The 13,248-nt window shown below is 52.6% G+C and carries 13 protein-coding genes; 6 read left to right on the plus strand and 7 right to left on the minus strand.

Annotated elements, in window-relative coordinates; translation table 11 throughout:
• Window positions 1–4 precede the first annotated feature (4 nt).
• Window positions 5–691, minus strand: a complete 687-nt coding sequence (locus LBJ25_03710; protein ID MDR1453064.1) for a hypothetical protein — start codon at window positions 689–691, stop codon at window positions 5–7.
• 122 nt (window positions 692–813) lie between these two features.
• On the opposite strand from LBJ25_03710, the gene LBJ25_03715 reads away from it, so the two are divergent.
• The 3 genes from LBJ25_03715 (at window position 814) to LBJ25_03725 (ending at window position 4,233) form a co-directional block, all read left to right on the plus strand.
• Window positions 814–3,411, plus strand: a complete 2,598-nt coding sequence (locus LBJ25_03715; GenBank protein ID MDR1453065.1) for a valine--tRNA ligase — start codon at window positions 814–816, stop codon at window positions 3,409–3,411.
• A gap of 101 nt (window positions 3,412–3,512) precedes the next feature.
• Window positions 3,513–3,923, plus strand: a complete 411-nt coding sequence (locus LBJ25_03720; GenBank protein MDR1453066.1) for a nucleotidyltransferase substrate binding protein — start codon at window positions 3,513–3,515, stop codon at window positions 3,921–3,923.
• 16 nt (window positions 3,924–3,939) lie between these two features.
• Window positions 3,940–4,233, plus strand: coding sequence for a nucleotidyltransferase domain-containing protein (locus LBJ25_03725; protein MDR1453067.1), 294 nt, complete (start codon window positions 3,940–3,942; stop codon window positions 4,231–4,233).
• Between the two features lie 16 nt (window positions 4,234–4,249).
• Here LBJ25_03725 and LBJ25_03730 read toward each other — a convergent pair whose 3' ends face one another.
• Window positions 4,250–5,215, minus strand: a complete 966-nt coding sequence (locus LBJ25_03730; GenBank protein MDR1453068.1) for an FAD:protein FMN transferase — start codon at window positions 5,213–5,215, stop codon at window positions 4,250–4,252.
• Between the two features lie 22 nt (window positions 5,216–5,237).
• Here LBJ25_03730 and ispF point away from each other — a divergent pair, with 22 nt between their 5' ends.
• Both ispF and LBJ25_03740 read left to right on the plus strand, forming a co-directional pair.
• The gene (ispF, locus tag LBJ25_03735; protein MDR1453069.1) at window positions 5,238–5,711 is read left to right on the plus strand and encodes a 2-C-methyl-D-erythritol 2,4-cyclodiphosphate synthase; all 474 of its coding nucleotides are present in this window, start codon (window positions 5,238–5,240) and stop codon (window positions 5,709–5,711) included.
• On the plus strand, window positions 5,712–6,434 hold the full coding sequence (locus tag LBJ25_03740) for an RNA methyltransferase (GenBank protein MDR1453070.1): 723 nt from the start codon (window positions 5,712–5,714) through the stop codon (window positions 6,432–6,434).
• Window positions 6,435–6,438: 4 nt separating this feature from the next.
• Here LBJ25_03740 and LBJ25_03745 read toward each other — a convergent pair whose 3' ends face one another.
• From LBJ25_03745 to LBJ25_03765, 5 genes are read right to left on the minus strand one after another with little or no spacing between them, the layout of a single operon-like run.
• Entirely contained in the window at window positions 6,439–8,124 is a 1,686-nt protein-coding gene (locus tag LBJ25_03745) for a penicillin-binding protein 2 (GenBank protein MDR1453071.1), read from the minus strand.
• Between the two features lie 3 nt (window positions 8,125–8,127).
• A complete protein-coding gene (locus tag LBJ25_03750; protein ID MDR1453072.1) occupies window positions 8,128–8,415 on the minus strand; it encodes a septum formation initiator family protein in 288 nt (95 codons plus the stop codon).
• Entirely contained in the window at window positions 8,412–9,269 is an 858-nt protein-coding gene (rsmH, locus tag LBJ25_03755) for a 16S rRNA (cytosine(1402)-N(4))-methyltransferase RsmH (protein ID MDR1453073.1), read from the minus strand. Before rsmH ends, LBJ25_03750 begins: the two co-directional genes overlap by 4 nt.
• Complete coding sequence (locus tag LBJ25_03760; protein ID MDR1453074.1) at window positions 9,266–10,084, minus strand: patatin-like phospholipase family protein; 819 nt, start codon at window positions 10,082–10,084, stop codon at window positions 9,266–9,268. The genes rsmH and LBJ25_03760 overlap by 4 nt, the downstream gene beginning before the upstream one ends.
• A gap of 2 nt (window positions 10,085–10,086) precedes the next feature.
• Window positions 10,087–10,512, minus strand: coding sequence for a hypothetical protein (locus LBJ25_03765; GenBank protein ID MDR1453075.1), 426 nt, complete (start codon window positions 10,510–10,512; stop codon window positions 10,087–10,089).
• 103 nt (window positions 10,513–10,615) lie between these two features.
• On the opposite strand from LBJ25_03765, the gene LBJ25_03770 reads away from it, so the two are divergent.
• On the plus strand, window positions 10,616–13,248 hold a 2,633-nt coding region (locus LBJ25_03770), incomplete at its 3' end, for a hypothetical protein (protein MDR1453076.1).

Consider the following 13,248-nt stretch of genomic DNA (forward strand, 5'->3'; position numbering starts at 1 on the left):
CAATTCAAGCGCGCTGGCGGATTTTTAGTTTTTCCGCGACAAACTCCGCGGAAATCAGCGGGTCCTGGATCGGCTTAATGCGCAGATTGGCCAGCCGTTCCAGATTGGCATTTTTCGGCGCGGCTAATTCCGCGGCGCTGACCAGACTGATCTTTAGCAGGGAGCCGTTGTTGCGGATCTGCACCTGCGGATCAAATAGGATTTTTTCCGGTTCAGTTTGCGTTTCGTTTTTTTCCTCCGGTTTTTTCAGCAGATCGTCCCGCAGAGCCAGTCCGGCGACTTTGGCGGTTTCCGGATTTTCTTGAGCCAAAACATAAGCGACCAGCTGCGCGGTGCTTTTATTTTTAAATTCTTGCTGGCGTTTTAGCTGCATAAGTCTGCCGAGGTCTAAATTGGCGTTTTTACGGGAGCCGAGAGTTTTTTGGCGGACAATGGTCAGTTCAGCGATCTGGTCAATATCCGCGGCGGATTCCGCGTATTTCTCGATGTTTTTGGCGATCTCTTGCGGGCTGGTTTGGCCGAGATATTCAGCGGCGGATTGTCCCTGTTTTTGCGCCTTACGCTCGATAGTCGCTTTGGTCAACGCCAGCGCGTCAACGCTGTTCCGCAGCTGCGCCATTTGCGTGGCTTGAGTTTGAGCGATGGCTCTTAATTTTTCGCGTTCAACATTTACCTTTTGCAGGGCCGGCATATACTCAGGTCCTTTCTTCCCCCTTAAGCATATCCCTCTTGCCTATATATCGATGAAAATAGAGCTAAACTTGCATGCGCTATTTCGGTGTTTTTCCCACTATTTATGTTAGTATTAACCTCATGTCAGAAATGGAAAAAGTTTACAACCCTTCCGAGATCGAGGCGCGGATCTACGCGGATTGGGAAAAAAGCGGCGACTTTGTGCCAAGAGGCGATGGCGAGCCGTTCTCGATCGTTATGCCGCCGCCTAATGTGACCGGCGCCCTGCACATGGGGCACGCGCTGGACGACACTTTGCCGGATATTTTGGTGCGCTGGCGCCGTATGCTGGGCGGCAATGTGCTCTGGGTGCCCGGCACGGATCATGCGGGTATTGCCACGCAGAATGTAGTGGAGAAAAAATTGGCTGGGGACAGCCTGACGCGCCACGACCTTGGCCGCGAGAAATTTGTCGCTGAAGTCTGGCGCTGGAAAGAAGAATACGGCAGCCGGATCACCAGCCAGCTGCGTTTGCTGGGCGCGTCCTGTGATTGGCGGCATGAGCGTTTTACTATGGACGAGGGCTGTTCACGCGCGGTGCGGGAAGTTTTTGTCGAGTTATACAAAAAGGGCTTGATCTTCAAAGGCCCGCGCATTATTAACTGGTGCCCGCGCTGCCATACCGCGCTGTCGGATGTCGAGGTGGAGTATGAGGAAAACGCCGGCAAGCTCTGGCATTTGCGCTATCAATTGGCGGAAAATCCCAAAAAATATCTGGTGGTGGCGACAACGCGTCCGGAAACTTTATTCGGCGACGCGGCCGTGGCTGTGCATCCCGAAGATGAGCGTTATCAGGATCTGATCGGCAAAGAAGTCCTGCTGCCCTTGACTGATAAAAAAATCCCGATCATCGCCGATGAATATGTTGACCGCGGTTTTGGCACGGGCGCGGTCAAGATCACTCCGGCGCACGACGTGAATGACTACGAAGTCGGCAAACGCCACAAACTGCCGGCGCTGGAGATCATGGATACTTCCGGACTGCTCAATGAAAATGTGCCGTTGCGCTACAAAGGGCTGGAACGCTTCAAAGCCCGCGAGCTGGCGCTGACCGATCTGGAAGAAAAAGGCCTGCTGGACTCCGTGCAGGATTATAAAAATAAGATCAGCCGCTGTTACCGCTGTCACGATATTATCGAGCCGTATCTCTCGCCGCAGTGGTTCGTGGACATGCCCAAACTTGCCGCGCCAGCTGTCGAGGCTGTGCGTTCTGGCCGGATCAAATTTTATCCTGAACGCTGGAGCAAAGTTTATTTTGACTGGATGGAAAACATCCGCGAATGGTGCATCTCGCGCCAGATCTGGTGGGGGCATCGTATTCCGGTTTGGTACTGCGAATGTGGCGAGGTCATCTGCGCTAAGGAAGATCCGCAGACCTGCCCCAAATGCGGTTCGGATAAATTAACTCAAGACCCGGATGTGCTGGACACCTGGTTCAGCTCGGCGCTCTGGCCTTTCTCCACGCTGGGCTGGCCGGACGACACAGCCGATCTGAAAACATATTACCCGACCGCGCTGCTGGTGACCGGCTACGATATCATCACTTTTTGGGTTTCGCGTATGATCACGCTGGGGCTGGAATTCAAAAAAGAAGTTCCGTTTCACAAAGTGGTGATCCACGGCTTGATCCGCGATGAGCACGGCAAAAAAATGAGCAAATCCACAGGCAACGCCGTCGATCCGGTGGAATTGATCAAAGCATACGGCGCGGACGCGCTGCGGTTCACGCTGGCGTCGATGGTGACGTCCGGCGGGCAGGACCTGAAACTTGCCGCGCCCAAAGTTTTGGCCAGCCGCAATTTCATGAATAAGATCTGGAATGTCGCGCGTTTTGTCCTGCTGAAGCTGGCGGACAATAAATTCAGCGCGGAAAAATCGCTGGCCGACGAGTGGATCCTTTCCCGCTATCAGCAGGTCATTCAAAAGACCGATTCCGACCTGCGTAATTTTTATTTTGGCGATATGGCGCTGGGCTTGTATGATTTTGTTTGGAATGAGTTTTGCGATTGGTATATCGAAATGTCCAAGCTGGGCCTGCACAAGGAAACTTTTTTGACGGTCTTTAACGGCATTTTGCGCCTGCTGCATCCAGTGACGCCTTTTATCACCGAGGAGATCTGGGCCAAACTCGGCAATGCCGGCAAGGTGATCAGCGCGAGCTGGCCGCAGGCGGATAAAACGCTGCTCAATCCGGCGCGGGAGAAAAAAATGGCCGCCGTGATAGAGCTGATCCGCGCGGTGCGTAATATCCGCGCGGAGATGAATGTGGCGCCGGCGAAAAAAGCGGATCTGATCATTCTCTGCCGTGATCCAGCCGCGGCGGAAGCGCTGACCGAAGCGAAGCCGTATATTCAGCAGCTGGCCGGCGTGGAAAAAATTGATCTGGTGGGCAAACTGGCCGCCAAACCGCGCAATGCCTCGCATGCGGTGATCGGCGGCGCGGAAGTTTTTGTGCCGCTGGACAATCTCATTGATCTGCGGGCGGAGATTGCCCGCCTGGAAAAAGAAAAAAACAAATATCAGGCGGAGATCAACCGCGTCAAAAATAAATTGGCCAATAAAAGTTTTATCGAAAAAGCGCCGCCGGAAGTCATCGAAAAAGAAAAAGAAAAAGAAAAAACCTGCGCGGAGAAATTCAAAATTGTGGAAGAGCAGCTGAAAGCGCTGACGGAGAAATAACTTTTTAATCCCGGACAATATGGCGCCTGTGCGCGGCGGCAGGATATTCTGTTTATCCCGTTTTAGAGTGTGTTATAATTTGAGCAGAAAGCTGGAGTTTTATGGCATTATTAGACTTAACCTCATTTGAAAAAGCTATAGCGACATTGGGCATTATCTGGTCAGAGTATGCTAAAAATACAGATAATGTAATTGTGCGGGATTCTGTTATTCACAGATTTGAATATACTTATGAGCTGGCTTTTAAAATGTTGAAACGTTATTTGGAATTAACGGAGCCTAGTTCTGAAACGATATCGGAGCTAAGTTTTCAGAATATTATTCGGCTGTGCAGTGAGCGGGGACTTTTGGCCTGCGAGTTGGAAAAATGGAAAGAATTTCGGGAAAGACGCAACATAACTGTGCATACATATAATGAAACAATGGCTGTAGAGGTTATTACGATTATTGAGAGTTTTTTGACAGAGGCGCGGTTTTTACTGGGAAAATTGAAAGAAAGGATGCCTAAATAAAATGTCTGTTCTTGGTTTGCGTGAAGACGTGCGGGAAATGGTGAGCGGAATTTTAAGAAATCATTTTACTAATGGGGAAAAAGTATATGCCTTTGGTTCTAGAGCTAGAGGAACTGCGCGCAAATATTCTGATCTGGATTTAGCAGTCGACTCCGGTGATCAAAGTTTTGATTTTTCTGCCAGGTGCGCCTTGAAATTTGATTTTGAAGAAAGTGATATTCCCTTTCGGGTGGATATTATTGATTTGCGTTCTGTCACGCCGGAATTTAAAGCGTTAATCCAGACGGATTTTATTAATTTACACTATTGAACTAAACTTTTGCAGACTACCGCGTGATCTCGGTTGAATAATAAAAAAATTTCCGTTCGGGAAAAATGGCGGACTTTTCCTCGCCCAGCACAAAGCAGGCGGTGGAGAGCAGATCGGCCCGGGCTGCGCTGTCCGCAATTACCGTGACGCTGGCCAGATTATTTTCGAGATTGGCCGGACGTCCGGTCTGCGGATTAAAAATATGCGAATATCTTTGCCCGTGCACCGTAAAATACTGTTCATAATCGCCGGAGGTCGCGCAGGCTTCGTCGCGCAGTTCAAAAATCTGCAGATTTTCCGTAACCGCGCGCGGATTGCGCACCGCGATGCGCCAGGGCTGACCACGGTTTTGTCCCAGCGCGTAAATATTGCCGCCGGCGTTGACCAGCGCGCTGCGGATGCCGCTCTGCCGCAGGACTTTGACAGCTTCGTCTACCGCGTAGCCTTTGGCGATGCCGCCCAGATCGAGCTGCGTGCGGTTATGGAGCAGACGCACGGTCTGTTTTTGGCTGTCGAGACGCGCGTTTTGCCAGCCGACGCCTGGCAGCTGGTCTTGAATTTGCCGCTGATCCGGCGCTTGTTTTTTGTCCGTGCCAAAGCCATACAGGCGCGAGAGCGGCGTGACCGTGATGTCAAACGCGCCGCCGGAAATTTCGCTGCCGGATAAAGCCAGAGCCAGGAGCGCGTGCAGATCCGCGCTGAGCGGCATTTCCTGCCGAAAAGCTTTTTGATTGACCTGGGTTAATTCACTGTCGGGGTCGAAATAGTCAAATTTTTTTTCCAGCTCGTGCATTCTGGCAAAAGCCGCGTCAATAGCGCGGCGGCCTTGAGCGCGGCTGCGGCAGATAACTTTTATTTCCGTCCAGGTGTGCAGCGCGTAACGCTGTTCGCTGAGCTCTTGCCAAAAAACAAAACTGTCCAGTAGCCACCAGCCCAAACCAAGAGCCGCTAAAATAAGCAGGCCGCGCTGTTTTTTGTTCATGGGAAAGAGTATAATATATTTAATGAGAATTGGTATCGGTTACGATGTGCATCAACTGACCGCTGGCCGCAAATTGATCATCGGCGGTGTGGATATTCCTTACGCCAGAGGTTTGGACGGACATTCGGACGCGGATGTGCTGCTACACGCGGTGATGGACGCGCTGCTGGGCGCGGCGGCGTTGGGCTCGATCGGCGAGCATTTTCCCGACAGCGACCCGGCTTATCAGGGCATCAATAGTCTGGAGCTGCTGGAAAACGTCAACGCGCTGCTCATCAGCCACGGTTACAAACTAGTCAATCTCGACAGCGTTATTATCTGTCAGGAGCCGAAACTCGCGCCGTATCTTCAGGACATGCAGACCAATATCGCCGTGGTTTTCGGTCTGTCAGCCGACCGCATCGGCGTCAAGGCCACCACCACCGAGCGGCTGGGCTTTGCGGGACGGGGCGAGGGCATTGCCGCGGAAGCGGTAGTCCTCATCGAGAAAATATAAGTGCTGCTGACTTCGCCGGAAAATCCCGAGATCAAAAATCTGCGTAAACTGCTGAACGACGCGGTTTACCGCCGCGAACAAAAAGCGCTGGTCTGCGAGGGTTTCAAGATTTTGCAGTTCGCCAAAAATGTGCGGACGCTTTACGCGCGCGAGGATATTGTCCTGCCGGAAAATCTGCAAAAACTCCGCCACCGCTACATCGCTAAAAATATTTTTAATGCTCTGTCCGAGACAGAAAATCCGCAGGGCTTGCTGGCTGTCTGCGCCAGACCCGCGCCGGCCAAATACAGCGAAAAAAAAAGATATATTTTTCTTGATCGGCTGCAGGATCCGGGCAATCTGGGCACGATCATCCGCACAGCCGCGGCTTTTGGTCTGGACGGCCTGATCTACAACAAAGGCTGCGTCGATGTTTTTGCGCCCAAAGTAGTGCGCGCTTCAATGGGCGCGGTTTTTACGCTAGATCTGCTGGCGGCGGAGATCACGGAATTAACAGGCAATATTATCGCGGCAGACCTGGACGGCGCGGCGCCGGAGAGCCTGACCATCGGCGGCGGTTTTGTTCTGGCGATCGGCAGCGAAGGGCAGGGTTTAGCCGCGGAGATTTTGCGCCGCGCCTCGCAAAAAGTTTCTCTGCCGATCTGTAAAAATAAAGCTGAGTCGCTCAACGCGGCCGTGGCGGCGGGAATACTGCTCTACTTGCTGCGCAAAATTAACCGCTAAAACTTTACAGGTCTTCCGGTATAGCCAGATAACGCGCCGCTTCCCGCGCGATCTCGCGGAAAACCGGTGCGGCGACGTAGCCGCCTTGATGCTGGCGGTTGCGCGGATTATCAATGACCACCAGTATCGTCAGCTGGGGTTTTAAGCCCGGCACCAATCCGCAAAAAGAGCTGATGTAGTCGTTGGCGTAATAACCGCCGCCGTGCGGCCGCGCCTTTTGCGAAGTGCCGGTCTTGCCGCCGATCGAGTAGCCGGGGATCCCGGCCAGCGTGCCCGTGCCTTTTTGCACGGCTTCCTGCAGCATCAGACGGATCGCGCGCGCGGTCTGCGGCGAGATGACCCTTTGTTTTTCAGGACGCAGTGTAAAATCCTTGAGCACATCGCCATTGTTGTCGTAGATTTTTTGCACAAGGCTCGGCTTGACGTACACGCCGTCGTTGGCAATAACATTGACCGCGGCAAGCATTTGCAGCGGGGTTACTGAAAAAGCCTGGCCAAAGCCGTAGACTGCCGCGCTGTGCGCGTCGACTTTGTCCAGCGGCGCTAGCAGACCGGCTTCCTCGCCGGGCAAAATTCCGGTGCGCTGATCGAGCCGGAAGCGGTGCATGATTTCGTGCATTTTATTTTTGCCGATGGCCAGAGCCAGTTTAGCCGAAGTAATATTGAGCGATTCGATCAGGATGTCCTTGAGGTAGCGCGGCCGGTCGGGGTCTTTGAGCGGATGCGATTCGCGGATCTGGCGGCTGGCGTGCTCGAAAACATTGCCGTTAATAAAAGTGGTGTTCGGCGTGGCCAGCCCCAGCTCCAGCGCGGCGGCGACGGTGATTATTTTGAAAACCGAGCCGGGTTCGTAGTTGAAGCCTGCGGCGTTGTTGCGCAGATTGTCAGCCGAATATTTAAAATATTGATTGGGGTCATAATCCGGCAGCGAGACCAGAGCCAGGATCTGGCCGCTGCGCGTGTCCATGATAAGCGCGCTGCCACTGTCCGCGCGGGTTTCCTGCAGCGCGGCGGCTAGATATTTGCGCGAAATGTACTGCAAAAACTCGTCAATGGTCAGCTGGATATTATCGCCGTCGCGCGGCTCGACCACAATGCGGTTGCTGAGGTACAGTTCCTGGCCGCGCACATCTTTTTCAAAAAGCAGTTTGCCCGGTATGCCCTGCAGGTATCTGTCCAGCGAATATTCCAGACCGGCCGCGCCTTGGTCGTCAAAATTGACGAAACCTAAAACATGGGCGGCCAGATTGCCGCGCAGGTAAACGCGCCGCTGATCGTCGGTAAAATGCACACCACGGATGTTCAGCGCTTTTAATTTATTTTCTTCCGCCGCGCTGATCCAGCGTTTGAGCGGAAAATGACGCTGCTTTTTGATTTTTTCGTAAACGGCGTCGGGTTTTAGATCCAGCGCGGCCGCTATTTGCGCGGCGGTGGCCTGCGGGTCTGGAATTTGCGTGCTGTCAAGATTGGCGGTTTTAGCGGCGACTGTGGCGGCCAGCAAAATGCCGTTGCGGTCGGTGATGCTGCCGCGTTTGGCCGGCTGTTTGTCCTCTTGCCGGAGTTGCTCCTGCGACATGGCCTGATAGTCTTGATGTTTCCAGACCTGCAGATAAAAAAGCCGGCCGACTACCAGCAAAAAAAGCAAAGCTAAAAATAAACTAACGCCGCGCAAACGCTCAAATTTGACCATAAATTACTCCGCCGTTTGAAGACTTGTCTTTTGGATAAAACGGATCTGCCGCGGACGGCTCAAGCCCAGCCGCGCGGCCTGCGCGTCGAGATATTCCAGTCCGGTGTGTCGCGCCAGCTCGATTTGCAGCCGCTCGTTTTCGTATTGCAGCAGCTGGACTTGATTTTCCAGCGCGGTCACCTGCTGCTGCAGTTTGAGCAGCGGTATTTGTTTGTGCAGCAGTGCCGCCGATAAACAAACGAAAACCGCGGCCAGCAAAACCAGCAGGCGGTTTAGATTTTGCTCGTTCATTTTTTTTCTCCGAGACGCAGCTTGGCGGAGCGGGCGCGCGGATTGTCTTGCCGCTCGGCCGCGCCCGGCCGCAACGGTTTTTTCGTCAAGATAGTGAAAGTATTTTTTTTCTGCAAGTCTTTGAAAACAGTTTTGACGATGCGGTCTTCCAGTGAATGAAAAGAAATGACCGCCAGGCGTCCGCCCGTTTTCAATAAATCCGCCGCGCTGGTCAGGGCGCCGGCTAGAATATCCAGCTCGCCGTTGACCGCTATGCGCAGGGCTTGAAAAACGCGCGCCAGCGCGGCGTTTTTGGCGGTGTAGCTGCCGAAAACGCCGCGCAGGATCAGGGCTTTTAACTGCGCGCTGGTCGTGATCCGTTTTTTTTGCCGCGCGGCCAGAATATTTTTGGCAATGCGCCGGGAATGTTTTTCCTCGCCGTAATTGTAAATGAGGTCTGCCAGCTCTTTTTCCGGATAATGATTGACGATCTCTTCCGCGGTCAGAGCCTGCCGCGTATCCATGCGCATATCCAGCGCGCAGTCCTGCCGCCAGCTGAAACCGCGCTCCGGCCGGTCTAGCTGAAAAGACGAAACACCCAGATCAAAAACGCAACCATCGACCGGCGTGGTGAGATCCGTGGCCAGACGGGAAAAATTGCCGGAGATCAGTTTAATATTGGGATTGGCCGCCAGAATATCCGCGGCGTAATTTGGCACGTTGGGATCCTGGTCAAAAGCGAGCACTTGCCGGACTTGCCGGGCGATGGCCGCCGCGTGTCCGCCGCCGCCGAAAGTGCAGTCCACGATAGTCTGTCCGGCCTGTAAATTTAAACCCGTCAGGATTTCCTGAAGCAAAACTGGCGTATGGCTCATTTTAGGTGGGCGAGTTTTTTCAGCCGCGGCAGTTGTTTTTCTATTTCTTGTTCGCCGGCCTGGATCAGTTTGCGGTAAAAATCTTTGCCGGTCTTGAGTTCGGGCTTGATGTATTCTGGCAGCGGCTCCAGCAGTAGCGGTTTGTATTTTTGGTAACGCGCGAAATTGCTCAATTCGTAAATATCGTAGCTGCGCGAGAAGATCTGAAAAACATTGCGCGGTTTTTCCGGCATGGCGCCGCGCGGTATGACATTTACGCCGAGGCAGGCGGTCGGGCGGTGCGCGGCCAGCGTGCTCAGCGGAAGATTATTGACCAGACAGCCGTCGACCAGATAACGGCCGCGGTATTCGCTCGGCGAAAAAACTCCGGGTATCGAGCAGCTGGCCGCTGTGGCAAAAGCAATTTCCTCGTCAGGCTGCTCAAACACATACTCCCGCGCGGTCAGCAGATCGCTGGCCGAGATGTGCAGCGGGATCCTGGTTTCGCCGAAAGTTTTGACCGGCAGAACAGCGGCTAAATATTTTTGCAGTTTGGCGGGATTGAGCATGCCCTGACCGGTCAGGCTCACGCTGGCGATCTTAAACCAATCGAGTTCCAGAACGATTTCCTCTATTTCCACCGCGGTCTTGCCGGCGGCATAGAGGGCGGCGGCTATCGCGCCGGCGCTGGTGCCGGAGATACAGTGGATCGGAATACCGTGTTTTTCCAGCCCTTTTAAAATGCCGACATTGGCCAGACCGCGCATACTGCCGCCGCCCAACGCGAGGCCGATTTTCGGCCGGAAATGCCAGAAACTTAAAGGAGCAAAATTCATTTTTAATTCACATCCTTAATAAACCAGATCGATTCCAGCAGGTTTTCCGTGGTGACTCTGGCCACGATGATATAGCCGTCTTTCTGCCAGATCAGACCGTCTTTTTCCAGATCGTATTTATTGCCCCAGAGTTTGGTCAATTCGCCTTTGCTGTCGCCGATCTTTAAGCCCTTGTAAATTTCACCGCGGTGCCTGGGGGAAAAAAAGGCGCGGTAAAAATGATTGTTATACAGATAAAAATAACTATCGCCGTAAACGAATGCCACGTCGTCGTCGTCCGGCCGTCCCTGACGCACCGGCAGTATCGCGTTAGGCGCGCCTTTTTGGCGCAGCAGATCGACATGCGTGGCGCCCAGCTCGGCGATCACGTCTATCTCGGCTAAAACGCCGCTCAAAATAAACGCTAAAAAAATTCCCAGTTTACGCAAGTTATCCGCCGCCTTTGCCGATATTATATCATGACGCCTTGATTGTTAGTTTGATTTTAATAATATATAATTTATATTAGCAGGGGAAAGGGGAAATTTCATTTTGTCCACTAAACGTCTTCCGGGACTATTGGTTTTGGGGCTGGTCTTGCAGCTCGCGGTGCTGTGGTCTGCTCTTAATGATCCGCCTTTGCTCATCAACAATACTTTTGTGCCGCCGAGCGAGGCTTTTATCGGTGAATGGGTTACGGTAAAAGCTTTCAGTGTCCACGGCAACGCCAGTCCGGTGTATATCCGTTTATCGAATGCTTACGCGTCTGATCTGCCGTTTAGCGACGACGGCATTGAGCAGGTAGAATTGCGCTCTGGCGTTATGCCTGATGGCAGCGGAGGAATGCCGGTGGGCACCGGCCGTTCTATCGATGGAGGCTCTGCGTATTGGATCCAATTTGCTAACTCTGCGACGACGACCGATTATGCTGTTCGCTACAAAATCTCGCCGACGGCTAAATATTCCTTGACTGGCGGCACGAAGGTTGTTGTCAATGCCAAAATCGATACCATTCAAGAAGGAAACAATGAGGCGGTGCAGGTAAGTGACGGAACTATTCATGATATTGAGATCAAAGCCAATGGCTTGGTCTACAAGCCGGGTAGTCTGAAAAACATGCTGCCGGGGACTTCCTCTGGCGTGCCGCCGGGCGTTATTGCTTCTATCATGCAGTTCACTCTGCGCGCCGAGTCTTCGGATGTCGGGGTTAAAAGCATTAATCTGGGCAGCGCCTCCAATTTTGCCACGAGTGAGCAGAACCGGGGAGACCATGTGCAGCGGATCGTTTTGCTGGCGGATGACGGCGACGGAGATTATTCTGGAATGGATAGAGAAACGATCGTTTGCGACACCGGTGTGCTTCCTTATAACGGTAACACGAAAGAAGACATCTATTTGCCGTTCAATCAGACGATCACTTTATCGGCTTACAACGTGTCTAACGGTGTGCCGAATACGCGGTATTCGGAAAGGATTTTTTATGTTTTATACGAGCTTGGCCCGGGTTTTCCCGCGGGTCAAACTTTAACCTGTCAATTACTCGGCGCCGGCGGTGTTTTGAGTAGCGGTGAAAATTCTTCTCTTGCGCAGCCTACTGGCAATAGTATTACGATTACCGGCAGACTGGCTGACGCCTGGCTGATCTCCTCGACCGCGCTGGTCAACGCGCCTACTACCGTGGTGGCCGGACAGCGCGGTATCAAGATGATCGATTTTTCCTATTCTGTGCCGGATACAGGGGCGACGATCAACAATGTAGCTATCGAAATAACCAACGGCGGCGGCACTTTCCGGCAGCGTTTTGATAATGGGATCAGACGCCTCCTGCTTTATAAATATCCGCCGGTCAACTCCGGCCAGCAGACGCCCACTCTGACCGGTGAGGGCGAAGTTATCGACACCACCAAAGCCGTTTTTCGCAATCAAACTTTGGTGCGCGGAGACAATCAATATTATGTGGTTTACGATGTCGGCGTGCAGGTCAGCATCAATATGTCCGCGCAAGCGCAGGTCACGGGCATCTCGGTTTCCTCCAATTCTAGAAATTCAAATGCCAATGCTTCATTTTGGAGCCCGGCCGCGCCGCCCGGACCGGCCTATGTCAGTATGTATCCTAACCGCGCTTTGATCGGACCCCTGCGTGTTACCGATGAACAGGATAATGATATTAGCTCTATCGGACCCGGACAGAGTTTTAAAGTGTATGTGCCTATTTATAATGAATATGAGCGGGTTGATTTGCCGCCTGGCGTGGTAGGGCGGTCTATGGAAGTTTTTTTCCAGCCTTCCGGCAACCAGGAGAGTACGCGTCCGGTTTTTTACAGCGGCAGCGATTTTAATTCGCCCTCGACGGAGCGCCAGGATATCAGTCATGAATTTACCTGGACCGTGGAAAGCCTTTTCGGTAACACTTTAAATGTAAATTTAATCTATAACATACCTCTGGTGGTTACTTTTAATGTCACCGCGTCCAATCTCAAGACCAGTGGACCGGTCTATGTTGACGCGCAGGTCATTTACAATGTTTATACTGAAAATAATGCCTACATGTATAACGATCCAGCTGCGCCGCCAGCCAGTTATCACGCTTATTACGATAATACTGGGTATTTTCGTTCGGCCGCTGCCGGGCTAGGCGGCGGCACCGTGCCGCTACCCAGCATAGCGGGTTATGTTACTTTACAGGCCAATGGTTCTGGCTCCTCACGCCCCGCTTCGCTGTGGCCGAAGTATATTTTGCCGGGCGGCGTCAATTTTGCCAATGCGGATGTCAGCGTTAACCCTTTTGTGAACGGCGACGAAATACCGCTGAATTCCAGCCTGACCATATCTTTAAACGCTGAAATGGAAGCGCATCTCAATTATGATTTTGAGATTTCTCAAAATGGCGTTCGATTAGACAAGTACACGGATTGGTTTTTGCTGCCAGAAGGTCCAGTCATTTTCCTGCCAGCCAGAAATTTTTCAGTGCTCAGCGCCGGAACTGCTGGTGTTTTGCGCATCGCGCCGGTCAATACAGTAAATATCAACGATGATAATATACCAGAAACTATTATCAGATACACACTGCTTTCCGGCGGGACTCTGGAGATCAAGGAAATTTTGCCGTATCCCTCGCCCTATGATCCCGACGCCGGTTCGCTCTATGTCGGCTTTAAAAACTCCAGCATGGACAGCGGCACAAT

Source organism: Candidatus Margulisiibacteriota bacterium (assembly GCA_031268855.1).
Lineage (GTDB): Bacteria > Margulisbacteria > Termititenacia > Termititenacales > Termititenacaceae > Termititenax.